Origin of the sequence: Hydrogenophaga sp. 2FB, assembly GCF_005503365.1 — a bacterium.
Classification (GTDB): domain Bacteria; phylum Pseudomonadota; class Gammaproteobacteria; order Burkholderiales; family Burkholderiaceae_C; genus Hydrogenophaga.
Map to the genome: position 1 here is coordinate 26,262 of NZ_SCML01000045.1, position 25,067 is coordinate 51,328.

The window sequence follows — 25,067 nt, forward strand, 5'->3', positions numbered from 1 at the left end:
TCAAGGCGACCGTGCCGTCAGTCGGCGGTGATCTTCCGGTCGCGGATGATCGCGCCGAAGCGCGTTGAGTCGTCCATGCCGCGTTTGCCGAATTCGGCCGGTGTGAGCGGCAGCGCCTCGCCACCGAGTGCGGTGATGCGCTCCTTCACGCTCGCGGTGCCCAGGATCTTGTTGATTTCCGCGTTGAGCCTGGCGATCACCGCCGGCGGCGTGGCGGCCGGCGCGTAGAAGCCGAACACCGTGTCCGCGTCGAAGCCCTTGAGGCCGGCTTCGTCCAGCGTGGGCACGTCGGGGAACAGCGGCGAGCGCTTGAGGCTGCCCACGGCGAGCAGCTTGGTGCGCCCGGCCTTGGCATGCGCCAGGCCGATGCCGGGATCGAAGTAGTAGTCGATCTGTCCGCCCATCAAGTCGTTGAGCGCCGGGGCCGCGCCGCGGTAGGGCACGTGCACGGTGAACATGCCGGTCTGGGCCTTGAGCATTTCCCCCGCGAGGTGCGGCGAACTGCCGCTGCCGGCCGAGCCGTAGGTCAGCTTGCCCGGGTTGGCCTTGGCATGGGCCACCAGTTCCTGCACGTTCTTCGCTTCCAGCGTGGGCCGCGCCATCAGGTACACCAGCACGCGCGCGGCGGAGGCCACGGGGGTGAGGTCCTTCACCGGGTCGAAGCTCATGCGGGAGAGGTGCGGGTTGACCGAGACCATGCCGCCCGAACTCAACAACAAGGTGTAGCCATCGGCCGGCGACTTGGCCACCGCATCGCCGGCGATGTTGCCGTTGGCGCCGGCACGGTTCTCCACCACGATCGGTTGGCCCAAGGCGGTGGCCAGTGGCGTGGAGACCAGGCGCGCGATCTGGTCGGCCGCACCACCGGGCGGGAAGCCGACGATGACTTTGAGCGGCTTGTCGGGCCATGCCTGCGCGAGCGCAGCGCCCGCTGAGCCCAGCGTGAGCAGCGCGGCCACGGCGGCACCACCGGCCAGTCGCCAGCGGCGGGAAGACGGTTGTTGGGGATGGTGGTTCATGGTGTCTCCTTTGTTGTCAACGAAAAAAATCAGAGCGGCGTGGCGGCGGACTTCACCTTGAGCCGCGGGTTGTGTTGCCAGCGGATCGGCTGCGCCTTCACCGGGCGCGCGGGCGCGCCGTGTTGCTGCAAGGCCTGGTCGAGCGCCTTGCCGGCTTCGTCGCTCAGGGCCGCCGTGCGCGCGGCCGCCACGGCCTGGCAGCGTTGCGCGGCGCTGGCGGGCTCGGCCAAAGCGGGCAGGGCGAGGTGGTCGATGATGTGCAGCAGGTTGTCCTTGCCGCGTTCGTTGGTGCTGCCGTAGCCCTTGATGAGGCGGCCGCACAGCGCCACCTCATGCCCGAGGGGCCCGTGCACGGCGCTCAGGCGCGCCACCGCATCGACCCAGCGGTCGATCAGCGCCTGCTCGGTGTGGAAGCGGCTGCCCAGCGGGCGCAGGCGCCTGGTGGCGGCCAGGCCGCGCAGCGCGAGCATGCCCAGCACCGAATACGTGCCGATCTTCAGCGGCAAGGCCCACGGCGCTTTGCCCGCGGTCACGCGCTTGCGGTCCCAAGCCAGGACGCGCTTCGCGAGCGACTCGGGCAGCATGGCGGCGAACTCGGGTGCACCGGGTTTGAAGTGGTCGTAGACGCGCAACAGGTCGTCGTTGCCGGCCTTCACCTCGCCGCGCACGCGCGCCTGGCGGCTGGCGCGGCTCTTGAGGTCGGCGACCAGCACGATGTCGTCGAACGCCATCCACAGCGCGATCCAGCGCGCCATTTCAACGGTGGTGCGGTAGCCGTGCAGGTGCTGCGGATCGCCCGCTTTCTCGGCGGCCAGCACACGGCGCAGGCGCTCGGCGTACCGCTCGCCGTACGCGGCGTTCTGGTACTCGCAGACGCGCGCATGGCCGAGCGCCATGAGTTCGTGCGTCTCCAGCGGGAATTCGCGCCGCAGCGCCTCGGGCAGAACGGCTTTCTGCGGCGTGGGCGCCGGTTCGTCCGCCAGCACCCGATCGATGTAGGTGGACTGCGTGCGCTGTGCGTTCACCGCATCAAAAGCGAGCGCGAAGCCGCGCAGGCTGGCTTTGGCGCTGCCGCCGCTCTCGCCGATGAGGGCTTCATAGTCGCGGCGCGAGAAGGGCAGCAGGCCGCTGCCCGCGATCGCACCGAGCATCACCGCGCTCACCACGGTGCCGGCCTGTTTCGTGAGTGTGGCCATGTCGAGCACGTGGCGCGCGCGGCTGTGCGTGTTCACGAGGTTCAGCAGTTCCGCGTTGTCGCGCCGGCCATCGCCCATCACCATCTTCTCGCCGGTCGTGAGCGCGCGCGCGGACGAGGTGATGACCAGCGTGTGCTCGCTCGACGCCAGGCCGTTGGTGATCTGGCGCCCCGTCTCCAGCAGCTCCGACGACACCAGCGCGTCGAGCCGGCCGGGCAGGGGGTTCAGGCCGAACACCGGCCGGCGACCGCCGAGGTCGGCCAGGGGCACCGGAAAGACTTCGAGGTAATACGTGGTGGCGCCCGTGCGCTGCGCCACGCCGGGGATGGACGTGGCCTGTGCCGCGTAGCCGGCGTGGCGCGCGGTTTCCACCAGCCAGTCGGTGAGGATGCCGCCGCCCTCGCCGCCAAGGGCGCAGAGCAGCAGGGAGATGGGTTGTTGAGCGTGGGAAACAGTCATGCCGGTTGCAGCATGCGAACGATGCTGCCTCGAAGGGAATGGATCAGGCGTTCGTGCCAGCGTGGGTTCTGGACCACCTCGGCGCGGTAGAACGAAGGGCACAGCGTGGCCGCGTGCGCGTTCGCGCCGCACAGGCCGCAGCCCACGCAGCCGTCGATCACGGTGGCCACGGGGTCGACCTTGAGCGGGTCGGGGTTGTCCTTCAGCGTGAGCGTGGGGCAACCCGAGAGGCGGATGCAGGCGTGGTCGCCGTTGCACACGTCTTCGTCCACGCCGTACTTCACGCGCACCACGCGCTCGCCCTTCTTCAGCAGGCTGGCGATCCAGGGCTTGATGCGGCGCTGGCGTTCCAGCTGGCATTCGCCCTCGGCGATGATCACCTTCAGACCCTGAAACTCGGTGGTGAAAGCCTCGGTGAGCGTGGTGCGCACGTTGTCCACTTCGTAGGTGTGCACGGTGCGCAGCCATTGAACGCCCAGGCCCTTGAGTGTGGTTTCGATGGTCTGGTTGGTGTGCACCAGGCTCTGGTGTTTGTCGCGGGCCAGATCCTTGGCCTCGTCACCGGGGGTGGAGATGATGTCCTGCGTGCCGGTGGCCGAGGTGTAGCCGTTCTTGAAGATCAGCAGCACCGCATCGTCGCCGTTGAAGAGGGCCGACTGCACGCCGGTGAGCAGGCCGTTGTGCCAGAAGCCGCCGTCGCCCATCACCGACAGCACGCGCCGCTTCATCACCGGCGACACGCCGGCGCGGCTGGCCAGGCTCATGCCGTAGCCCAGGATGGAATGGCCGAACGAGAACGGCTCGAAGGTGGCCAGCGCGTGGCAGCCGATGTCGCCCGCGATGTGCACCGGGCCCACGTCCTGCTGCGCGAGCTTGAGCGCGGAAAACACCGGCCGCTCCGGGCAGCCCACACACATGCCGGGCGGGCGCGCGGGCAATGGCGCCTCCAGCTGCTGTGCGGCTTCCGTGCGGCGCGTCTGGTTGCCTTGCAGCCAGGCGCGCGCCGCATCGGTCACGGCCTGTGTGGCCGGGTCCCGCAGGTAGCGCTCGATGAACTTCGCCAGGCCGTTGGCCATCACCTCGGCGGTGTACTCGCCCGCGTTGGGCAGCATGTCCTTGCCGTGCAGCGGGGTCTGGATGTCGCGGCGGCGCAGCAGCGTGGCCAGCTCCTGCTCGATGTACTCGGGCTGGCCTTCTTCGAGCATGAGCACCGCGCGTTTGCCCACGCAGAAATCGGTGAGCTGTTGCGGCACCAGCGGGCTGGTGACGTTGAGCACCAGCATGGGAATGGCGGTCTGGCCGAAGGCGTCGGCCAGACCGAACTGCTGCAGCGCGCGGATCAGCGTGTTGTACAGGCCGCCTTGCACGATCAGGCCCAGGTCGCTGTGCTTGCCGTCGAAGTGTTCGTTGAGGTCGTTCTCCACGATGTAGCGCCGTGCCGCGGGAATGCGCTCGTCGCCTTTGAGCTTCTCATGGCGGAAGGTCACCGGGGGATGCGCCAGGCGGTTGTAGTCGAAGCTGGCGGGCTCCTCGATCAGGTTGTGCCGGGACAGCGCGGGCTTGACGTTGTCCTTGGCCGTGAAGCTGCCGCGCACGTGGCAGGCGCGGATGCGCAGCTCCATCAGCGCGGGCATGTTCGACGCTTCCGAGAGCCGGAAACCCTGTTCGACCATGTGCACCATGCGTTCGAGGTCGGGCCGCGGGTCGAGCAGCACCATGCTCGACTTGAGCGCGTAGGCGTGGGTGCGTTCCTGGATCACGCTGGCGCCTTCGCCGTAGTCCTCGCCCACGACCACCAGCACACCGCCCGTGACGCCGGGTGAGGCCAGGTTGGAGAGTGCATCGGCGGCGACGTTGGTGCCGACGATGGACTTCCAGGTGACCGCGCCGCGCAGCGGGTAATGGATGGACGCGCCCAGCATGGCCGCGGCCGAGGCTTCGTTGGAACAGGCCTCGACGTGCACGCCGAGTTCGTCCATGTAGGGCTTGGCCTGCACCATCACGTCCAGCAGGTGCGAGACCGGCGCGCCCTGGTAGCCGCCGACGTAGGCCACGCCCGATTGCAGCAGCGCCTTGGTGATGGCGAGGATGCCTTCGCCATGAAAGGTCTGCCCGTTGCCGAGCCGCAAAGACTCGATCTCTTTGCCAAATGAAACTTCCAAGGCTTGTGTCTCCTGCTCGCCGTGTTCGTGGGGAAGGGTGGTCGGCGAATCACAGGGAGTATGGGCACATGACGCCGGTTCATCAATAAAATGAAATCACTAAGCCATATTAGATTCATGCATATCAAAGACATCGACCTGAACCTGCTGCGCCTCTTCAACGAGGTTTACGCGGCCGGCAGCGTGAGCCGCGCCGCCGAGCGCCTGGGCCTCACGCAGCCGGCGGTGAGCCATGGCCTGACGCGCCTGCGTCTGCTCATCAAGGACCCCCTGTTCGTGCGCGCGCCGGGTGGCGTGAAGCCCACGCCCAAGGCCGTGGTGCTGGCCGAGGCGGTGCAGAAGGCGCTGGACACGCTGTCGCAGGCGATCAACGCGTCCAGCGACTTCGACCCCGCGAGCTCGCGCCGCCTGTTCCGCCTGCACATGAGCGACATCGGCGAGAGCCGCTTCCTGCCGGAGCTGATGGCCAGCCTGCACAAGCTGGCGCCCGGTGTGCGCGTGGCGAGCCGGCCGGTGGCGCACAGCGCGCTGGGCGATGCGCTGGACAGCGGCGTGATCGATTTCGCTTTCGGTTTCCTGCCGCAGGTGAAGGACACGCAGCGCACCGAGTTGCTGCGCGACCGTTACGTGGTGCTGATGCGCGCTGGGCACCCCATGCACGAAGGGCTGCAGCGCCTGCGCGGCAACGCGCAGTTGCGCGCCTTGCAGCAGCTCGATTTCGTGGCGGTGCGCTCGCACAGCGACACGCTGCGCATCCTCGCCCAGACCGGCCTGCAGGACCGCCTGCGCCTGACCACCGAGCACTTCATGGTGCTGCCCTCGATCGTGAGCGCGACCGACCTGTGCGTGGTGATGCCGGGCAACATCGCACGCGGCTTCGTGACGGCCGGTGGGTGCGTGACGGTGCAGCCGCCGTTCATGGACCGCGACTTCACCGTCTCGCTGCACTGGAGCCACCGCTTCGAGAGCGACCCGGACAACCGCTGGTTTCGCGAGCAGGTGTTGAACCTGTTCGCGGAGCGTTGAATCAGGAGGTCTGCAGCGTGTCGAGCAAGCCTTCGGACTTCGGCGGCTTGTAGCCGGCCGACAGCGACACGCCGCCCGGTGGCGTGAGCCCGCCGCCGCTGGTGTGTTCACCCAGGCGCGTGGCGGTCGCCGTGCTGCGGTAGAGCGCGCGCAGCGCTTGCGCGCGCTCCTGCAGCGCGGGGTAGCTGCTCATGCGCTCGCTGTAGCGTTGCAGCACTTGGTGGGCCGATTCGATCAATTTGGCGTTGCCGGTGCGCGCCCCTTCATCGAGCAACTGCGTCGCGGTGCCTTGCGGGTCGCCCTTGAGGCTGTGCGCCATGGCCTCCTGCGAGATCCGCAACACCTCGGCGTGGCCCGCGCGCACGCGTTCGGCGTGGGCGGTGCCGGCGGCGCAAGCCAGCAACTCGGTCATGGCGCGGCTGGTGCAGAAGCGCTGTGCCAGCCTGTCCACCATGCCTTCGGCGTCGTTCACCGGCAGCGAACGGGCGGCCAGCCGTTGCATGAGCGCGAGCAGGTTGCAGGCGGATTCGATATCGAAGTCAGGCGTGAGGGCGCTGTCGGCCAGGCGGCGCACGTCGTCGATCGCGCGAGCGGTGTTTTTCTGCTGCAGCGCGAGCAGGCTTTCGGCCATGCCCAGCAGGCGGTGCGCCCGAGCGGGTGAGGAACTGCGGTCGCGCAGGCGGGTGAGCTGGTCCACCGTGCGCTGCAGGCCGCGCGCGTCGTTGTTGTCGAGTCGGGCGAAGGCCAGCAGCAACAGGGCTTGCGCGTCGTACATCTTGGAGTCCAGGCCCAGGCGCGTGGCGCGGTCGAGCAGCTCCACGCCTTCGCTGCGTTCGCCGGTGTAGTAGGCCAGCATGCCGTGCTTGAGAAGGCGGCTGATGGAGGTGGGCGTGAGCTGCGTGGCCATCTGGTAAGTGGTCAACGCGTTCTGGAAGTTGCCGAGCTCGAACTGCGCGCGGCCCATCACGTCATACGCATCGGCGTACGCGTCGTCGTCGCGGATCAGGCTCTCCAGTGTCGTCACGGCCTTGGCGGGTTGGCCACTTTCGAGCTGCGCGCGCGCCACGCCCAGGCGGGCCCACGGCAAGGTCTTGGCCTCGATCACGGCCTGGTACAGCGTTTGTGCTTCCTCCACGCGGCCGCCGCGCAGCATCAGTTCGGCGCCGATGCGCGCCGCATAGAGCCAGTAGGTCTGGCGCGATTCGAAGCGCGCCTGGCAGAGCGCGGCGGCGTGTTCGAAGTCCTGCGCGTCGATGGCGGTGAAGATGTCCTGCAGCGACTGCTTGCGCGCGCGCGCCTGCACGATGCGGTCGGCCAGGCGGGCGGCGGTGTGCGGTTTGAGCAGGTAGGCGTCCAGCGCCGACTCGGCGGCCTCGGCCACGCGCGCGTAGGTCGCTTCGGCCGTGAGCATCACGAAGACGGTGTGAAACGGCAGCAGCTGGTTGCGGCGCAGGTCGTCGAGCAGGTCCTGGCCCGAGCCGGACTCGCGTTCGAAGTTCTGCTCGCAGATGACCACGTCGAAGTTGTTCATCTCCAGCTTGAGGCGCGCTTCGGACAGGCGCGAGCACTGCACGACCGTGCCCACACCGAGCTCGCGCAATTGCGAGACGAGGATGGAGCGCGATTGCAGGTTGCCTTCGATCACGAGCGCGTGGGCGTCGTGGAAGTGGTGGGGGGCAGAAGGCATGAGCAGACGGAGCAAGGGCAATGTCTGCATTCTGTGAATTCCACCGAATGCCGATGCCCGAATGAGCCAGGCATTTCCACGCCTTTTCCGGCGCGGGAGAGGCCTAAACTTTCCAGATGCGCGGCGGCACGCTCGGCAGGCCCCACGCTTCGGTGCGCAACGCGGCCCAGACGCGCTGGAACAATGCCATCAGCGGCTCCACCAGGGGGGCGACGGCGCGCAGCACCAGCATCTGCGGGTTGGGGCAGGTGGCGCCGGCCTGCACGCCCTCGTGGCCGGCGTCGAGCACATCGCGCACCGTTTGCAGCAAGGCTTCGCGGCGTTCGCGCGTAAGGGGGGTGCCGCACGCCAGCCACAGCGTGCCCAACGCGCGCTGGCCGTTCAAGCCCAACGGCGATTCGAGCAGGCGGGTGTCGGCGGCATCGATGCGGGAGCGCTCCAGCCACAGGCCCGGCATCTCCAGATGTTGCGTGAGGCTGCCGCGGTCGAACGGTTGCCCGGCGGTGGGCAGGCCCAGCGCGCACACGTCCCAGGCGATCAGCTCGGCGTCTTCGGCCACGTGGGTGCGCAGGATGTTGTGGGCCTGGCAGCCGGGGTAGGCGATGGCTTCGAGTGGCAACCACTCCAGCCGCGCGCCGGGTGCGAGCGTGAGCGTGACCTGCTGCGTGGCGGTCGGACCGTCCGAGCGGTAGAAGCGCGTGGCGCCGGGCGTGGAGATCAGGGCATGCGTATCCGCACCGGCGTGCACGGTCACGTCCAGCACGTCGCCACCGACCAGTCCACCGGGCGGGTGGACGATGACGTTGTGGCAGATGCCCTCACCCTCGGGGTACAGGCTCTTGAGGATGCGCAGCGGGCCGGTATGGGCGTGCTGCAGCACGGTGCGCTGGCTTGCATCGCGGCGGTAGTGGAGGTCGAGGTGGGCGTGCCAGGGCATGCGGGGAGTTTACGGGCCGGATGGGTCAGACCTTCCAGAAACCGCGGTGTGGCTCGCTCGCTTCGTCCACCATCGCCGGTCCGATGCACTCGATGGCATGCGGCGAGGCATTGAACACGTCGCGGCACGACAGTTCGGCATCGCGTTGCTCGGCGTGTTCGCCGCGGAACACGCGCAGGCGCACCGCGTCGATGCCGTACACCACGCGCCCGATGTTGCTCCAGAAGATCGCGCCCGCGCACATCACGCAGGGCTCGGCCGACGAATAGAGCGTGGCGCGCGAGAGCGTCTCTCGGTCCACCACGGGGCTGAGTTGGCGCACCGCGTTGGTCTCGGCGTGGCCCGTGCAGTCGCCGGTTTCGCTGGTGTTGCACCAGGCTTCGGCGAGCACGCGACCGTCGTCGGACACCACCACCGCGCCGAATGGGCGGTTGCCGCGCTCGCGCGCCACCTGCGCCCAACCGATGGCCTGGCGGAGGTAGGTGCCGTCGCGCTCGCTCAACAGCGTTGTCATGCCTTCACCGTGCGGTCGGTCCGGGTGGGCAGCATGGCGCGGTTGAACAGGCCTTCCACGCCCGGACGCACCTTGAGGCCGTACACGTCGACGACTTCATCCACCTGTTGCTCCAGCGTGCGCTTGAACACGTCACCCAGGCCGTGGCTGCGCGTGTCGGCCGCGGCAATGTAGCGCTGCGTGATGCGCCAGCGCTCCAGCTCCACCGCTTCGTTCAGGATGGGTTCGCGCAGCTTGGTGGCGGCGATGGCCGCGGCGGGATCGGCCATGCTCTCTTGGATGGCGCGGTTGGTGGCGCGCAGGAAGCCGGCCACGGCGGCGGGGTTCTGTGTGGTCATGGCGTTGCTAGCGAGGATGGCGTTGCCATACAGGTTCACGCCGGCGCTGGTGTATTCCAGGATGGCGAGTTCGTCGAGCTTCATGCGCGCGAACAGCGAGACGGCCGAGTCGTGGAAGTAGGTCGCGCCGTCCACGTCGCCGCGCACGACGACGTTGTCGCGCGAGGCGAAGTCGGTGGTGGACCACTGGAAGAAGTTGTCTTTCACGCCCAACTTGCGCGCCACCAGGGGCCAGGCTCGGCGCGTGGATTCGACGGCGGCCGCCGCGATCTTCTTGCCTTCGAGGCTGCGGAAGTCGGTGGTGATGCCGCGGTCCTTGCGGCCGATGATGGCGAATGGTGCGCGGTTGTAGTACTGGTACACCGCCTGCACCAAAGGCGTGCCGGATTGCGTGGCCTGGAATTCGATCAAGGAGCTGATGTCGCCCAGGCCCATCTGGTAAACGCCGCTGGCGATGCGCGTGATGGAGGCGACGGAACCCGCCCCGACGTCGATGCTCACGTCCAGGCCTTCGTCCTTGTAGTAGCCGCGGCTTTGCGCGAGAAAAAAGGGCGCGGTCTGGCCGGTGATGCGGAAGTCCAGCGTGAACTTGATGGGCGTGGGTTTGGGCGCGCCCTGGCCCCAGACGGAGGGGGCGGCGAGTGCCGACGCGGCGGCAGCTGAAGAGGCGAGGAAATGACGGCGTTGCATGGCAAGGCTCCGGTGGAATGGACCTGTTTCAACCCCCAGCAGCCGCGTGGCCATGGGAGACGTACAAGAGCAATTTCCGGGCGGGTGGCGTGGCACTCGCTGAACGCTTCTACTCTGCGCAGGGCCCGTACGCACGAGCCGTGCCAGCGCACAGTCTTCAAAACGGTGCGTGGCCGTGGCCTGCCTTTTGCTAGCATTCAGGCTCAGAGTAGAAGCGTTCAACTCCGCGCCATGCGGGGCGGGAAATTGCTCTTGAGATCCCTCAAGCCATTTCTTTCAGGAGCGCCTTCCCATGCTGGTCACCCAACAGCCCGTCTTCCGCCGTTACTGGCACGCCGTCATGCCGCTGACGATGCTGGCAGACGGCCCCAAGCCTTTCACCCTGCTCGGTGAAAACATCGTTCTCTTTCTCGACGAGCACGGCGAACCCGCCGCGTTGAAGGACCGTTGTTGCCACCGCACCGCGAAGCTCAGCAAGGGTTGGTGCAAGGGCGGCAACATCCAGTGTGGTTACCACGGCTGGGTCTACAACCGCAGCGGTCGCGTGGTGATGATTCCGCAGTACCCGCCGGATCGCGAGATTCCGAAGGACTACGGTACCAAGGCCTACCACTGCACGGCGCGCTACGGTTACGCCTGGGTGGCACTGGAAGACCCGGTGGCGGACATTCCGTTGATCCCCGAGTTCGCGGCCGAAGGCTGGCGCACGATCTTCCAGTTCTACGAGACCTGGAACACAAGCCCGGTGCGCGCGCTGGAAAACTCCTTCGACAACTCGCACTTCAGCTTCGTGCACCGCGCCACCTTCGGGGTGGCGGCATCACCGGCACCGAGCAAGTACGAACTGGTGGAGAACGACACTGGCTTTTACGCCGAGACGGTGATCGACGCCGCGAACCCGGAGCGCTTCCAGCGCATCAGCGGCGTGAAGGACGCGATCACGCAGCGGCACATGCGCAACGCCTACTACCAGCCGTTTTCACGGCGGCTGGACATCGAGTACCCCAGTGGCATTCGCCACATCATCATCAACGCGTTCACGCCCATTGACGACGGCCGCATGCAGTTGTGCCAATGGCTGTTTCGCAACGACACGGAAGCGGATTGCCCGGCGCAGATGTTGATCGACTTCGACGACGAGATCACGCGGGAAGACAAGGACATTCTGGAGTCGACCGACCCGGATGCGGTGGTGGATCTGCGTCGGCGGGGGGTGGAGTATTCGATGGACTCTGACCGGCCGGGGATTCTGATTCGTCGGAAGTTGATGGGTTTGTTGACGGGTGCTGATGAGGTGGAGGTGCATCGCTGAGTTCCTGGCCTGTACCTCGCTGGCGCATGGGCGTGCGGCGCTCTGCTCCGCGACTGTCCCCCGGCGGCGGGAGGCCGCCTCCTCCTTTACGTCGCTGCGCAGAACGCCACCCACCCATGCGCAGAGGAAACGGTGGCGCCGCAACGGTTGAAAACAACTAGGTTGTCGGTGGCCATGAGGCGAAACTCATCCACTGCTTGAGCACCAACGAGGTCATTGGTGATCATGGGGTACGGCGCAGCGGGGTAAAGGAGGAGACGGCTCCAGCCGTCGGGGGACACCCGCGGAGCCGTACCCCGTGGTCGCCGATGACCGGAGCCCCTCGGAGAAGACCTCAGCGAGCAGCCCAGAACCCTTGATGCGGCTCCAGCATCTCGGCTTCGAGCTCAGGCACCGGGCCCATCACCTCAATCGACTTCTGCCCCCGCGAAAGCACCTCACGGCAGGGCAATGACAAGGTGGGGTTCTCTTCGTGGCTGCCGGTCAGCGCGAGCAAGGCCTCTTCGCTGGCCCCGTAGACCACGCGCCCGATGTTGGCCCAGTAAATCGTGCCGGTGCACATGGCACACGGCTCGAAGGTGGTGACCAACGTGCAGCGCGCGAGGTATTCACCGGGATAGTTGTCGGCCGCCATGCGAGCCAGCGTCGACTCCGCGTGGTTTACCGTATTGATGTTGCCTTGCTCGGCCAACACGGTCTCGCCATCGGGTGCGACCAGCAGCGCGCCAAACGGGTGGCGTCCCATGCTGGCAGCACGCCGCGCGACGTCGTTGGCGCGGCGCAGGTGCTTCGTGACCAGTTCGGGGCTCATGTGCCCTGCGAACCGCGGTGTGCCCAACCCGTGGTGTGCTTCTCGACGTAGCTGAAGAGTTCGTACATCGCCATCGCCATCACGCCCACCACCAGCAGACCGCTGAAGGCCAGGCCCATCTGCATCGACGAACCGGCCGAGATCAGCAGGTAGCCGATGCCTTCGTTCGATGCCGTCATCTCGGACACGGTGGTGCCCACGAAGGCCAGCGTGATCGCGACCTTGAGCGAGCCGAAGAAGTAGGGCAGGGAGCGCGGCAGGCCGACCTTCATCAACACGTCCCATCGCTTGGCGCCCAGCACGCGCAACACGTCTTCCAGCTCGGGCTCCAGCGTGGCCAGGCCGGTGGCGATGTTCACCATGATGGGGAAGAACGAGATCAGGAAGGCCGTGAGGATGGCCGGACCCGCGCCGATGCCGAACCACACCACCAGGATCGGCACGAAGGCCGCCTTGGGCAGCGCGTTGAAGGCCGTCATGAGCGGGTAGACCGCGGCGTACGCCAGGCGCGAGCTGCCGATCAGAAAACCCAGCAGCACGCCGACCACAATGGCGATGCCGAAGCCGGCCATGGTGACCCAGTAGGTGCGCCAGGCATGGCCCAGGATGGTGACCTTGTGCTCCAGCGTCTGTTCCCAGATGCGCGAGGGGCTGGGGAAGATGAATTCGGACACGCCGAAGCCGCGCGTGATGAGTTCCCAGAGGACGACGATGCCGACCAGCAGGATGAACGGCGACCAGCGTTCCAGTTGTTTGTTGTGCATGGTGTGTTGATGCTCGCTTATTGGTGGATCACGGTACCGGCCTTGCGCATCGCTCCGATGTGGCCGCGCAGTTCCAGGACGGTGTCGGAGAACTCCTTGGTGTAGGTCACCTCGAGTTCGCGCGTGCGCGGGATCGCGATCTCGCGTTGCACCACGAAGCGGCCCGGGCTCTTGCTCATGCAATACACCGTGTCGGCGAGAAAGACCGATTCGCGCAGATCGTGCGTGACCAGGATGACGTTGAAGCGCTGCGCCTCCCACAGGTCGCGCAGCGTGCACCAGAGCTCTTCGCGCGTGAACGCATCGAGCGCGCCGAAGGGCTCGTCGAGCAGCAGCATCTTGGGCTCATGGATCAGCGCGCGGCAGATGCTGGCGCGTTGCTGCATGCCGCCCGAGAGTTCCCAGGGAAACTTTTTCTCCATGCCACCCAGGCCCACGCTGGCCAGCAGCTTCTTCGCGCGCTCCTCAAATTCCTTGCGCCGGTCCTTGAACTGGCTGCGGTAGGGCTCGACGATTTCCAGCGGTAGCAGCACGTTGTCCAGCGTCGTGCGCCAGGGCAGCAGCGAGGGTGCCTGAAACGCCATGCCCGAAATCTTCAGCGGTCCGGTGACGGGCTGGCCATCGATGCGGATCTTGCCCCGGCTGGGCATCTTCAGCCCGGTGGCGAGTTTCATGAAAGTGGACTTGCCACAACCCGAGGGGCCGACGATGGCGATGAATTCACCGCGCTGGACCTTGAGGTTGATGTCTTCCACCGCGAAGACGTTCTGGGCGAGCAACTCGTCGTTGTAGGCCAGCCAGACCTGGTCGAAGTCGACGAAGGGCTGGCCGCTGGTGTCTCTGGGGGCTTCTTGCATGGGGTCGATGGTCCTGAAAAAAAGCCAGCCGCCCTGGGGTGGCTGGCTTGGGGCCAGTGGCCGGTCTGGGCGCGTTCTTACTTCTTCGCCGGCGGCAGCACGTTGAGGTCGGCGGCCGAGGGCAGCATGGTGCCGTTCCAGATCGCGGCGGGGTCGACACGGGTCTTGGTGCCGTAGGCGTCCGACACCTGGGATGCCATCAGCGAGAGTCGGGCCGGATTGATCTGACCGAAGCCTTCCTTGCGTGCGTCGGGGCTCGCGACCACGGAGTCGATGGCCAGCGCCAGGCGGCGGGTCTCCAGCGGCACGTTGATGATGCCGTCGCGCGCCTTCACCGTCTCGATGGTGGCGGCCGGGTTGGCCATGACTTCCTTGGCGCCCTTGGCGAAGGCGGTCAGGAAGGCTTTCACGGCGGCGGGGTTTTCCTTGATGAGCTTGGGCGACGCGATGATGGCGTTGCCGTACAGCTTCACGCCATAGTCCGCGAAGGGCAGGATCACCACGTCTTCGGTTTTCACACCGCGCGCTTCCAGGTTGAGCAGCGAGGTGAAGGAGAAGCCGGTGATGGCGTCGATGTCGCCGCGCACCAGCATGGTTTCGCGCAGCGGCGGGTCCATCGAGGTCCAGGCCACGTTGCCGATGTTGTTGGCCTTCTGGAACACCGGGAAACCTTTGCGGCCGGCGTCAAACACGGGCGCGCCCAGCTTTTTGCCCGAGAGGTCGGCCGGTTTGGTGATGCCGCTTTTCTTCAGTGCGAGCACGGCGGCCGGCGTGTTGTTGTAGCCCATCATCACGGCCACCGGCTTGTTGGGTGCGTCCGGGTTGTTGGCGTGGAATTCCATAAGCGCGGCCACGTCGGCAAAGCCCATGTCGTACGTGCCCGAGGCCACGCGGGTCACGGTGCCACCCGAGCCGTTGCCGGCGTCGATGGTCACGTCCAGGCCAGCGGCCTTGTAGTAGCCCTTGGCAGCGGATTGCAGGAACAACGCGGCAGGACCTTCGAAACGCCAGTCGAGTTGGAACTTGATGGGCGTCTGCGCATGGGCGCTGCTGCCGAAGGCGGCGGCCGCGAGGATGGCAGCGGTGGTCTTGATGAAGTGGCGCTTGCTCATAGGTTCTCCTGTGATGGCTGGGTTTGCAGGGTGCGAGGCCCCCGACGTGCCAGGATGGTCAGCAATAAAGGTGCCAACAGGCACCCCACGTCAAAAAAGGCGCCGAGGCGCCTTTTGAGCACAGAATGTGTATACAGATTCTTGTGCGTTCGGGTTTTCACGTCATCAAGACTAACCCTGAAACGGTGCGCCCCACATCGGGGCTTGCACCATGTTGGGCCTGGTGGCCCCTGGCGCTCAGTGCGCCTCGGCGTGCCTGGCGGCTTCGACGGATGCGGCGGTGTCGCCCCGGCCGCCATTGAAGTACAGGTTGAGCGCGACGGCGCTGAGGGAGGCCAGCAGGATGCCCGACTCGATCAGCGGGTGGATGGCGTGCGGCATCCACTGTTTGAAGTTGGGTGCCACCAGCGGGATCATGCCGAAGCCGATGGAGACGGCGACGATGAAGAGGTTGTTGCGGTTGCCCTTGTAGTCCACGCCAGCCAGGATGCGGATGCCGGTGGCCGCGACCATGCCGAACATCACCAGGCCCGCGCCGCCGAGCACGAAGGTGGGCAGCGACTCGACCAGCGCGGCCATCTTGGGCAGCAGGCCGAGCACGATGAGGATGATGCCGCCGGCCACGCAGACGAAGCGGCTCTTGACGCCGGTGACGCCGACCAGGCCCACGTTCTGCGAGAAGCTGGTGTAGGGGAAGGTGTTGAAGATGCCGCCGAGAAGCGTGCCCAGGCCGTCGGTGCGCAGGCCGGCGGTGAGGGCCTTCTGGTCGATCTTGCGCTCGGTCATGTCAGCCAGCGCGAGGAACATGCCGGTGGATTCGATCATGACGACGATCATCACCAGGCTCATGGTGAGGATGAGGATGGGGTCGAAGACCGGGGTGGCGATCTCGAACGGCAGCACGAGGTCGAACCAGTTGGCCTTGCCGACCTTGTCGAAGTTCATGAGGCCGGTGGCGGTGGCGATCACGCCGCCGATGACGATGCCCAGCAGCACCGAGATGTTGGCGATGAAGCCCTTGGCGTACTTCGCGATCAGCAGGATGGCGGCGAGCACGATGGCGGCGATGACGATGTGCGCGCCCTGCGCGTAGGCCGGGTTGGGCACGCTGCCCACGATGGCCATGCCCTTGGGCACGTCGGGCAATGCGCCGCTGGCGGCGGCCTGTCTGGCGGCGTCGAGCCATTGCAGGTGTTCGGGGTTGGGGATGCTGGGCGCGGTCGGGCCGAAGGGGTTGCCGAAGATCCAGTTGATGCCGATGCGCATGAGGCTGATGCCGATCACCGCGATGATGGTGCCGGTGACCACGGGCGGGAAGAAGCGCAGCATGCGGCTCACGATGGGCGCGATCAGGATGGAGACCACGCCCGCGCCGATGATGGAGCCGAAGATCAGGCCCGCGCCCTGCACACCGGGGTTGCTGTTGGCCATGGCCACCATGGGCGCGACGGAGGCGAAGGTCACGCCCATCATCACCGGCAGCTTGATGCCGAACCATTGTGTGGCGCCCAGCGCCTGGATCAGCGTGACCAGGCCGCAGCAGAACAGGTCGGCCGAGATCAGCATGGCCACCTGCTCGGGGCTGAGCTTGAGCGCGCGCCCGACGATCAGTGGCACCGCAACCGCGCCGGCGTACATCACCAGCACGTGTTGCAGGCCGAGCGCGGTGAGCTTGCCGGCGGGCAGGACTTCATCGCATGGATGGGTGGTGGACGTGGCCATCGGAACTCCTTCAGGGGGCGTGAACGGGGTTAATGCATGCAGAAACTGTATACAAATTATGTTTACGATCGTATGGGGCGAGGCCTAGGGGAAACCCGATTTCTGACCAGTGGTTTTGTCTTGTGTCTTTGCCCTTTCCCTCAGGCTCCGGTCATCGGTGGCCACGGGGCACGGCTCCGCGGGTGTCCTCCGACGGCTGGAGCCGTCTCCCCCTTTACCCCGCTACGCCGTACCCCATGGCCACCGATGACCTCCTTGCGCACAGAAAGTGTTCGTGCCACCGTTCCTTCTGGCGCGGGGGCGGGTGGCGTTCTGCGCAGCGGGGTAAAGGAGGAGCCGGCTCCAGCCGGCGGGGGACACCCGCGGAGCAGAACGCCACCCGTCCACGTGCCCGCGAGGTGCAGACGAGAAGTGCAGGCCAGAAGCACAAACGAAAAATGCAGGCCAAAAAAAAGGACGCCGAAGCGTCCCTTTGTGGTGATGCGAGAGCGGTCAGCTCTTGGCCACCGCACCGTGCGAACTGGCAGCGGCCAGCGCGGTCATGTTCAGCACACGCCGCACGGTGGCGGCCGGCGTGAGGATGTGCACCGTGCCGGCCGCGCCCATCAGGATCGGGCCCACGGTGACGCCGCCGCTGGCGGTGGTCTTCATCACGTTGTAAAGGATGTTGGCCGCGTCCAGGTTGGGGCAGATCAACAGATTGGCCGAGCCGGTGAGGGTGGTGTCGGCGAGGTAGGCGGCGCGGATCTCGGGTTGCAGCGCGGCGTCGCCGTGCAGTTCACCGTCGCATTCGATCTCGGGGTGCGCGGCCACGAACAGGTCGCGCGCCTGCGCCATCTTGCGCGCGGAAGGCCGTTTGCTCGAACCGTAGCTCGAATGGGAGAGGAAGGCCACCTTGGCCGGCAGGCCGAAGCGCTGCACCTCCTGCGCGGCCATCCAGGCGATCTCGGCCAGCTCTTCGGCGCTGGGCTCTTCGTTGACGTAGGTGTCGGCGATGAACACCGGCCCGCGGTTGGTCATGAGCGCGTTGACCGAGGCGTACAGGCTGGCACCTTTGCGGCGGCCCAGCACGTTGTCGATGCGGTCGAGGTGCGTCATGTAGCCACCGACCAGACCACAGATCAACGCATCCGCATCGCCCAGCGAGAGCATGAGCGAGCCGATGATGGTGTTGGAGCGGCGCACGGCGGCCTTGGCCACTTCGGGCGTGGCGCCATGGCGGCCCATGACGTGGTGGTAGTGCTCCCAGTACTGGCGGAAGCGTGGGTCGTCTTCGGGGTTGACGTTCTCCACGTCCACGCCGAGCTTCATGCGCAGGCCCGCCTTGGCGATGCGCGCTTCGATCACCGCCGGGCGGCCGATCAGGATGGGCGTGGCGAGCTGGTCGTCGATCGCCATCTGCGCCGCGCGCAGCGCGCGCTCGTCTTCACCGTCCGAGTAGGCCACGCGCGCCTTCTTGGGCTGGGCCTTGGCCGCGTTGAAGATCGGCTGCATCAGGATGCCGGTCTGGTAGACGAAGCGGCCGAGCTGCTGGCGGTACGCGTCCATGTCGGTGATGGGGCGCGTGGCCACGCCGGAATCGGCCGCCGCTTGCGCCACGGCCGGCGCGATGCGAAGAATGAGGCGCGAGTCGAAGGGCTTGGGGATCAGGTAGTCCGGGCCGAAGCTCAGGTCCTGGCCGGCATAGGCGCTGGCCACTTCCTCGCTGGTCTCGCTCTTCACCAGGTCGGCGATCTGGCGCACGCAAGCCAGCTTCATTTCTTCGGTGATGCGCGTTGCGCCGCAGTCGAGCGCGCCGCGGAAGATGTACGGGAAGCACAGGACGTTGTTGACCTGGTTCGGGTAATCGCTGCGACCGGTGGCGATGATGCAGTCGGGCCGCACCGCCTTGGCCAGTTCGGGCCGGATTTCCGGCTCGGGGTTGGCCAGCGCCAGCACGATGGGCTTGGCCGCCATGGTCTTCATCATCTCGGCGGTGAGCACGCCGGGTGCCGAGCAGCCGAGGAACACGTCGGCGCCGTCGACCGCGTCGGCCAGCGTGCGCTTGTTGGTCTGGTGCGCATAGCGCGCCTTCGATTCGTCATAGCCGCCGGGCCGGCCTTCGTACACCACGCCCTTAGAGTCGCAGACGTAGATGTTCTCGCGCTTCACGCCCAGGCCGACCATCACGTCCAGGCAGGCGATGGCGGCAGCACCCGCGCCGCTCACCGCGAGCTTGACCGCGCCGATGTCCTTGCCCACCAGCTCCAGGCCGTTGAGCAGGGCGGCGGCCGAGATGATGGCGGTGCCGTGCTGGTCGTCGTGGAACACCGGAATGCCCATGCGCTCGCGCAGCTTCTTCTCGATGTAGAAGCACTCGGGCGCCTTGATGTCTTCGAGGTTGATGCCGCCCAGCGTGGGCTCGAGCGCGGCGATGATCTCGACCAGCTTGTCCGGGTCCTTCTCGTCCAGTTCGATGTCGAACACGTCGATGCCGGCGAACTTCTTGAACAGGCAGCCCTTGCCTTCCATCACCGGCTTGGCGGCCAGCGGGCCGATGTCGCCCAGGCCGAGCACGGCGGTGCCGTTGGTGATCACGCCGACCAGGTTGCCGCGCGAGGTGTACTCGGCCGCCAGGGCCGGGTCGGCCTCGATGGCCAGGCACGGGTAGGCCACGCCAGGGGAGTAGGCCAGCGACAGATCGCGCTGGTTGGACAAAGGCTTGGTGGGGGTGACGGCAATCTTGCCGCGGGAGGGCGTGCGGTGGTATTCGAACGCGGCGTCGCGCAGGGCTTGTTCAGCAGGGGTCATGTTGTCTCCAGGAGGCGTGAATGCGCAGCCATTGTGTCACGCGCCGCACGCCGCCACGCCGTCCTGGGCGTGGTGTTTCAGGGATGATTCAGGTCGGCTGCAGCAGGTCGAACAGCGTGCGCGCAACCACCTTGGTGGCGCGCTTGAGGTCGTCGAGCTGCAGGTGCTCGTCGGCGCGCTTGGCGTTCGATTCGCGCACCGTGCGGGGGCCCGCGCCGTAGATCACGCCGGGGATGCCGCGCTCGACGTACAGGCGCACGTCGGTGTAGAGCGGCGTGCCCACGGCCGGAATCGCTTCGCCGAACACGGCCTGGCCGTGCTTCTGGATCGCCTTCACCAGCGGCTGGTTGCCGGGCAGCGGCTTCATGGCGCGCGCGAGCAGGATGCGGCGCACGTCGACCTTGAGGTCCTTGCCGCCGCGCGGTGGCTTGAAGCTGGCCGCGGCCTGCTCGATGGTGCTGCGCAATGCGGCTTCCACCTCGGCGGGGTCCTCTTCGGGGATCATGCGCCGGTCGACCTTGAGCACCACCTTGCCGGGGATCACGTTGGTGTTGGTGCCACCGCTGATCTGGCCGACGTTGAGGTAGGGGTGGGTGATGCCTTCGACGCTGGACGTGACCTGGAGGTAGTCCGCGTTGAGCTGGTACAGCGCGTTGAGGATGTGCGTGGCGCCTTGCAGCGCGTCGGTGCCGCTGTCGGGAATGGCGGCGTGCGCCATGTCGCCGTGCACCGTCACTTCGAGTTGCAGGCAGCCGTTGTGCGCCACCACCACCTGGTAGCTGAAGCCGGCGGCGATCATCAGGTCGGGCTTGGTGAGGCCTTTGTTCAGCAGCCAGTCGGGGCCGACTTCGCCGCCGTACTCCTCGTCGTAGGTCACGTGCAGCTCCACGCCGCCCGCGAGCTTTGCGTTCAAGGATTCGAGCGCGCGGATGGCGAAGGTGAAGCTGGCGATGTCGCACTTGCTCACCGCCGTGGCGCGGCCGTAGATCTTGCCCTCCACGATCTCGCCGCCGTAGGGGTCGTGCGTCCAGCCTTCGCCGGGCGGCACCACGTCACCGTGGGCGTTGAGGGCGATGGTGCGGCCCGCGCCGTAGGGGCGGCGCACGATCAGGTTGGTGATGGTCTCCAGGCCGGCGGCTTGCACCTCGTCGGCTGGCACGGCGTGCTTTTCGGCGTTGAGGCCCATGGCCGCGAGCAATTCGGCCGTGCGCTCGGCGTGCGGTGCGTTGTTGCCGGGCGGCGTGTCGGTGGGCACGCGCACGAGTTCTTGCAGGAAGCGCACTTCCTCGTCGAAGTGGGCGTCGATCCAGGCGTCGAGTTGTTGGTCGGTGGTCATGTGCTTCAGTTCTTGTGTTCAGTGGCGAGTTGGTCGAGCAGGTGCGAGAAGGCGTTCACACAGAGTTCCATGTCGTCGTTGGTGGTGGACTCCAGCGGGTTGTGGCTGATGCCGCTGTTGAGGCCGCGCACGAACAGCATGGCCTGTGGCATCACCTCGTGCAGCTTCATCGCGTCGTGGCCCGCGCCGCTGGGCATGCGGTGCAGCGGCACGCCCAGGGCATTCACCGCGTTCTCCCAGCGGGCCTGCCATTCGGGTGCGCTGGGCGCGGCGGCCGCGCGCATGGTCTCTTCGGTTTTCAGGCCAATGCCGCGGCGCTCGCAGATGGCGCGCAAGCGCGCGAGGATGTCTTGCTCCAGCGCATCGCGCTGCGCATTGCTGGGCGCGCGCAGGTCGAGCGAAAACAGGCAGCGCCCGGGCACCACGTTGATCGAACCACCGGGCACTTGCAGCATGCCGATGGTGGCCACCGAATCCCCGTCGGCCATGGCGCGTTGCTCGGCGTAGAGCGCGAGTTCGGCCACGGCGCTGGCGGCGTCGCGCCGTCGGTCCATGGGCGTGGTGCCGGCGTGGCTCGCCATGCCGATGGCTTCGCACAGGTAACGGACGCTGGCGTTGATGGAGGTGACCACGCCGAGCGGCAGGTCCATCTCGTTGAGCACCGGCCCTTGTTCGATGTGCACTTCGACAAAGCCGAGGTACTTCGATGGGTCCCGTTTCAAGGTGTCGATCGCGTCCAGCGAGGCAGGCAGGCCGGCGTGCTGCATGGCCTGGCGCATGGAGACGCCGTCGGCATCCTGCTGGTCGAGCCACCCGGGGTTGAAGTGGCCGGTGAGCGCGCCCGAGCCGAGGAAGGTCGCTTTGTAGCGCTGGCCTTCTTCTTCGGCAAAGCCCACGACCTCGAAGTCGAAGGGCAGGCGCTCGCCCGCCGCATGCAACTGCTGCACGCAGGCCATGGGCACGAAAATGCCCAGGCGCCCGTCGTACTTCCCGCCGTTTCTCACCGTGTCGTAGTGGCTTCCGGTGAGCAGTGTCTTTGCTCCCTGTCCCTCTGGCAGGGGGCCAGCGCGGTATCGGCCCACGACGTTCCCCACCGCATCCACGCCCACCTCATCAAACCCGCATTCGCGCATGCGCGCCACCAGATCGGCCGCGCAAGCCCGGTGCGCATCGGTCAGATACGTCACCGTCAACTGCCCCTGCTCGGCAAACCCCGGATCGCTGTGGCGTGACAAATCTTCGTGCCAGTCCCAGACAGCGTTGCCCACCGTGGGCTCAAAGCCGAACTTGTCGTTGAGCCGGATCTCCGCGATGCGGTGGATGTTGCGCAGGCACTCCGCGCGTTCGAAGTCCACCGGGTTGCCCAGACGGCGTTCGAAGGTGGCGATGATCTCGCGCTTGGCCAGGCCCAGGCCGCGCGGGCCTCGCACCGCGAGGATGAAGGGAAAACCGAACTTCGCGTTGTATTGCGCGTTGAGTTGCTGGATGTGCGCGAACTCGTCCGGCGTGCAATTCGTCAGGCCCGCCTTGGTCTGCTCGTGGGTCGATTCGGCCGTGAGCGAGTTGCTCACCATGGCCTTGCCCGCGAGTTCCGGGTGAGCGCGGATGAGGGCGAGTTGCGCGTCCACGCCGGCCTTTTCGAGCACCGTCACCATCGCATGCTTGAGCGCGGCCAGCGAGGCGAACGGGCGTTGCGCCAAGGCCTGCTCTGCGATCCACAGCGAATGCTCGTAGAGACCATCGAGCATCTGCGTGGCCTCGGGCAGCGACGCACGGTTGAGTTGTTCCAGGGTGATGGGCATGGCGGCGGCCTCGGGCGGCGTGTTCAGGTGGAGGACAGGGGGTGCGCGGTTTTCCAGTGGCGCGCGATGTCGATGCGCCGCGCCACCCACACCTGCTCGTGCTGCTGGATGTGGTCCAGGAAACGCTGCAGCGCGGTGATGCGCCCGGGCCGCCCGAGCAGGCGGCAGTGCATGCCGATGCTCATCATCTTGGGGCGGTCCAGGCCGTTGGGATCGCCTTCGGCGTAGAGCGCGTCGAAGGTGTCCTTCAGGTACTGGAAGAACGGATCGGCGTGCGAATAGCCCTGCGGCAGCGCGAAGCGCATGTCGTTGCAGTCCAGCGTGTAGGGCACGATGAGCTGGTGCGCGTCACTGCCGTCGGTCTTGCGCACTTTCATCCAGAAGGGCAGGTCGTCGCCGTAGTAGTCGCTGTCGTATTCGAAGCCGCCGAAGTCGGCCACCAGTCGGCGCGTGTTGGGGCTGTCGCGCCCGGTGTACCAGCCCAGTGGGCGGCTGCCGGTGAGTTCCTCGATGAGCTGCATGGCCTGCGCCATGTGCGAGCGTTCGGTCGCTTCGTCCACGTTCTGGTAGTGGATCCACTTGAAGCCATGGCAGGCGATGTCGTGGCCCAGTTCCACGAACGCGGCGGTCACGTCGGGGCTGCGCTGCAGCGCGGTGGCGATGCCGAACACCGTGAGCGGCAGGCCGCGTTTTTCGAACTCGCGCAGGATTCGCCACACGCCGGCGCGCGAGCCGTACTCGTAGATGCCTTCCATGCTGATGTGGCGCGCGGGGTAGGCCGCGGGGTTGAACATTTCCGAGAGGAATTGTTCGGACGCGTCGTCGCCATGCAGCACGCTGTTTTCGCCACCTTCTTCGTAGTTCAGAACGAACTGCACGGCGATGCGCGCGCCGTTGGGCCAGCGGGCATGGGGAACGTCGCGGCCGTAGCCGGCCAGGTCGCGCGGGTAGTCGCGCGTGGAGTCGTAGGTCATGACAAGGCGAGGGAGATGTCGTTCAAGGGCAACTTGCGGTCGAACGTGAGGTTTTCCTCCACGTGCAGCAAGTGTTCGTTCATCAGGCGCACGGCCAGCTCTTCGTCGCGCGCGGTCAGCGCTCTGACGATCTCGGCGTGTTCTTCGCTGGAGTGTTCGGCGGCCTGGTTGCTCTGGTACATGAGCGTGATCAATGCGCAGCGCGAAATGAGTTCGCGCAAGAGCTCGGCCAGCACCTGGTTGCCCATGAGTTCGGCCATGCGCACGTGGAAGTCGCCCAGCAACTCTGTGCGGCCGGCCACGTCTTCGTTGGTGACGGCGAGCTTTTCCTGTGCCACGTGTTCGCGCAGGGCCTTGAGCTTGGCGTTGGTCACCGTTTTCGCGAAGGCGCGCGTCATCTCCACCTCGAGCATGCGGCGCACGGCAAACACCTGTTGTGCTTCCTGCACCGAGGGCGTGGCCACGAAGGCGCCGCGCGCAGGCTCCAGCCGGATCAACCGGTTCTGGGAGAGCTGGAACAAGGCCTGGCGAACCAGCGTGCGCGACACCCCGAAGTGATCGGCCAGTTTCTGCTCGGCCAGCTTGGTGCCCGGGTGCAGGCGGTGCTCCACGATGGCGCGTGTGAGCGACTCGACAATGTGCAGGGTGCTGGAGGTTTCCATGCGGGTCATCATATCCAGAAAAACAAAAAGTGTATACACTTTCGGTCGACCATCAATCACTGGAAGGAAGCGACCCATGGGCTTGAGCACACATGTTCTGGACACGATGCACGGGTGTCCCGCGGCGGGCATGGTGGTGGAACTGCACACCACCCATGGCGATCAGGCCACGCTGGTCAAGCGGTTCACGTTGAACGCGGATGGGCGCAACCCGGACGGGCCGCTGTACGACAACACCAACCTGAAGGTCGGCACCTACCGGCTGGTGTTTGACGTGAAGGGCTACTTCGCGGCCAAGGGTGTGGCCCTGCCCGAGCCCAACTTCCTCAACCGCGTGTCGCTCGATTTCGGCGTGGCCCACGCCGACCAGCACTACCACGTGCCGCTGCTGGTGAGTCCGTGGAGTTACTCGACGTACCGGGGCAGCTGAAGGCGCAACAAAAAACCCGCCGAGGCGGGTTTTTTGGGGGGGCGCGTCACATCACTTCACTTGTCGCGCTGACCCTCGGTCAGCGTGTCGAGCTGGAAGTGGCCGCTCTTGTCCCACAGCCAGACCTCGGTGTAGGTCACCCCGCCCATGCGCAGCGGCGCGGGGAAGGGAGCGGCCGCGCGCACGGTGCGCTCGATCTCGCGCATCACGTCGGGCACGTGGCTCGGTGCGCGCATCCAGCTGATGTTGCCCACATTGCCCCGGCTGTCCACGTAGACCTGCAACACGCCCACGGCGTGCATCAAGGGCGGCATTTTCCCTTTGTAGATGCGGTGGCCGTTCTGCCCGTAGATGTGGCGCGCGCCGTCCTTGCGGTAGTCGTGCGGCGAGACCGCGTGCGACACGAGGGCTGGTGGCGGCAGTTGGGCGGCGGGCGGTGGTGGTGCGGGCACAGGTGCGGGTGGTGG

The 25,067-nt window shown here is 66.6% G+C and carries 22 protein-coding genes; 3 read left to right on the top strand and 19 right to left on the bottom strand.

The window, feature by feature from the left end; all coding sequences use genetic code 11:
• Nucleotides 1-17 precede the first annotated feature (17 nt).
• From FFS09_RS22375 to FFS09_RS22385, 3 genes are read right to left on the bottom strand one after another with little or no spacing between them, the layout of a single operon-like run.
• On the bottom strand, nt 18-1,019 hold the full coding sequence (locus tag FFS09_RS22375; RefSeq protein WP_137921138.1) for a Bug family tripartite tricarboxylate transporter substrate binding protein: 1,002 nt from the start codon (nt 1,017-1,019) through the stop codon (nt 18-20).
• Between the two features lie 29 nt (nt 1,020-1,048).
• Complete coding sequence (locus FFS09_RS22380; RefSeq protein WP_137921140.1) at nt 1,049-2,674, bottom strand: indolepyruvate oxidoreductase subunit beta family protein; 1,626 nt, start codon at nt 2,672-2,674, stop codon at nt 1,049-1,051.
• Nucleotides 2,671-4,836, bottom strand: coding sequence for a thiamine pyrophosphate-dependent enzyme (locus tag FFS09_RS22385; RefSeq protein ID WP_137921142.1), 2,166 nt, complete (start codon nt 4,834-4,836; stop codon nt 2,671-2,673). The genes FFS09_RS22380 and FFS09_RS22385 overlap by 4 nt, the downstream gene beginning before the upstream one ends.
• A gap of 117 nt (nt 4,837-4,953) precedes the next feature.
• Here FFS09_RS22385 and FFS09_RS22390 point away from each other — a divergent pair, with 117 nt between their 5' ends.
• A complete protein-coding gene (locus FFS09_RS22390; protein WP_171020139.1) occupies nt 4,954-5,862 on the top strand; it encodes a LysR family transcriptional regulator in 909 nt (302 codons plus the stop codon).
• Nucleotide 5,863: 1 nt separating this feature from the next.
• Here the strand turns inward: FFS09_RS22390 and FFS09_RS22395 are convergent, their stop codons facing one another.
• The 4 genes from FFS09_RS22395 to FFS09_RS22410 all read right to left on the bottom strand — a co-directional run bounded on the left by FFS09_RS22395 (nt 5,864) and on the right by FFS09_RS22410 (nt 10,028).
• On the bottom strand, nt 5,864-7,579 hold the full coding sequence (locus tag FFS09_RS22395; protein ID WP_252374477.1) for a response regulator: 1,716 nt from the start codon (nt 7,577-7,579) through the stop codon (nt 5,864-5,866).
• A 73-nt stretch (nt 7,580-7,652) separates the two neighbouring features.
• The gene (locus FFS09_RS22400; RefSeq protein ID WP_137921143.1) at nt 7,653-8,486 is read right to left on the bottom strand and encodes an urease accessory protein UreD; all 834 of its coding nucleotides are present in this window, start codon (nt 8,484-8,486) and stop codon (nt 7,653-7,655) included.
• Nucleotides 8,487-8,511: 25 nt separating this feature from the next.
• Nucleotides 8,512-9,000: a nucleoside deaminase gene (locus FFS09_RS22405; protein WP_137921145.1), complete on the bottom strand. Its 489-nt coding sequence runs from the start codon at nt 8,998-9,000 to the stop codon at nt 8,512-8,514.
• Nucleotides 8,997-10,028, bottom strand: coding sequence for an ABC transporter substrate-binding protein (locus FFS09_RS22410; protein WP_137921147.1), 1,032 nt, complete (start codon nt 10,026-10,028; stop codon nt 8,997-8,999). The genes FFS09_RS22405 and FFS09_RS22410 overlap by 4 nt, the downstream gene beginning before the upstream one ends.
• 292 nt (nt 10,029-10,320) lie before the next feature.
• On the opposite strand from FFS09_RS22410, the gene FFS09_RS22415 reads away from it, so the two are divergent.
• On the top strand, nt 10,321-11,340 hold the full coding sequence (locus tag FFS09_RS22415) for an aromatic ring-hydroxylating dioxygenase subunit alpha (protein WP_137921149.1): 1,020 nt from the start codon (nt 10,321-10,323) through the stop codon (nt 11,338-11,340).
• An 86-nt stretch (nt 11,341-11,426) separates the two neighbouring features.
• On the opposite strand, the gene FFS09_RS30925 is transcribed toward FFS09_RS22415, so the two are convergent.
• From FFS09_RS30925 to FFS09_RS22465, 11 genes are all read right to left on the bottom strand, one after another.
• On the bottom strand, nt 11,427-11,567 hold the full coding sequence (locus FFS09_RS30925; protein WP_212745143.1) for a hypothetical protein: 141 nt from the start codon (nt 11,565-11,567) through the stop codon (nt 11,427-11,429).
• A gap of 107 nt (nt 11,568-11,674) precedes the next feature.
• Nucleotides 11,675-12,151, bottom strand: coding sequence for a nucleoside deaminase (locus tag FFS09_RS22420; protein ID WP_137921151.1), 477 nt, complete (start codon nt 12,149-12,151; stop codon nt 11,675-11,677).
• Nucleotides 12,148-12,915: an ABC transporter permease gene (locus tag FFS09_RS22425; protein WP_137921152.1), complete on the bottom strand. Its 768-nt coding sequence runs from the start codon at nt 12,913-12,915 to the stop codon at nt 12,148-12,150. The genes FFS09_RS22420 and FFS09_RS22425 overlap by 4 nt, the downstream gene beginning before the upstream one ends.
• A gap of 17 nt (nt 12,916-12,932) precedes the next feature.
• Nucleotides 12,933-13,772, bottom strand: a complete 840-nt coding sequence (locus tag FFS09_RS22430) for an ABC transporter ATP-binding protein (RefSeq protein ID WP_137921153.1) — start codon at nt 13,770-13,772, stop codon at nt 12,933-12,935.
• A 77-nt stretch (nt 13,773-13,849) separates the two neighbouring features.
• A complete protein-coding gene (locus FFS09_RS22435) occupies nt 13,850-14,884 on the bottom strand; it encodes an ABC transporter substrate-binding protein (RefSeq protein WP_137921154.1) in 1,035 nt (344 codons plus the stop codon).
• A gap of 237 nt (nt 14,885-15,121) precedes the next feature.
• Nucleotides 15,122-16,606, bottom strand: coding sequence for a nucleobase:cation symporter-2 family protein (locus FFS09_RS22440; protein WP_137921155.1), 1,485 nt, complete (start codon nt 16,604-16,606; stop codon nt 15,122-15,124).
• A 492-nt stretch (nt 16,607-17,098) separates the two neighbouring features.
• Entirely contained in the window at nt 17,099-19,396 is a 2,298-nt protein-coding gene (locus FFS09_RS22445) for an NADP-dependent malic enzyme (RefSeq protein WP_137921156.1), read from the bottom strand.
• Between the two features lie 88 nt (nt 19,397-19,484).
• Nucleotides 19,485-20,732, bottom strand: a complete 1,248-nt coding sequence (locus FFS09_RS22450; RefSeq protein WP_137921157.1) for an ArgE/DapE family deacylase — start codon at nt 20,730-20,732, stop codon at nt 19,485-19,487.
• Nucleotides 20,733-20,737: 5 nt separating this feature from the next.
• Complete coding sequence (uraD, locus tag FFS09_RS22455) at nt 20,738-22,534, bottom strand: 2-oxo-4-hydroxy-4-carboxy-5-ureidoimidazoline decarboxylase (protein WP_137921158.1); 1,797 nt, start codon at nt 22,532-22,534, stop codon at nt 20,738-20,740.
• A 23-nt stretch (nt 22,535-22,557) separates the two neighbouring features.
• On the bottom strand, nt 22,558-23,508 hold the full coding sequence (gene puuE / locus FFS09_RS22460; RefSeq protein ID WP_137921159.1) for an allantoinase PuuE: 951 nt from the start codon (nt 23,506-23,508) through the stop codon (nt 22,558-22,560).
• Nucleotides 23,505-24,179: a GntR family transcriptional regulator gene (locus FFS09_RS22465; protein WP_137921160.1), complete on the bottom strand. Its 675-nt coding sequence runs from the start codon at nt 24,177-24,179 to the stop codon at nt 23,505-23,507. The genes puuE and FFS09_RS22465 overlap by 4 nt, the downstream gene beginning before the upstream one ends.
• Before the next feature lie 67 nt (nt 24,180-24,246).
• Here FFS09_RS22465 and uraH point away from each other — a divergent pair, with 67 nt between their 5' ends.
• Nucleotides 24,247-24,600: a hydroxyisourate hydrolase gene (gene uraH, locus FFS09_RS22470; RefSeq protein WP_137921161.1), complete on the top strand. Its 354-nt coding sequence runs from the start codon at nt 24,247-24,249 to the stop codon at nt 24,598-24,600.
• 56 nt (nt 24,601-24,656) lie between these two features.
• Here the strand turns inward: uraH and FFS09_RS22475 are convergent.
• The coding region (locus tag FFS09_RS22475; RefSeq protein ID WP_354595890.1) for a hypothetical protein at nt 24,657-25,067 on the bottom strand (411 nt) is incomplete at its 5' end.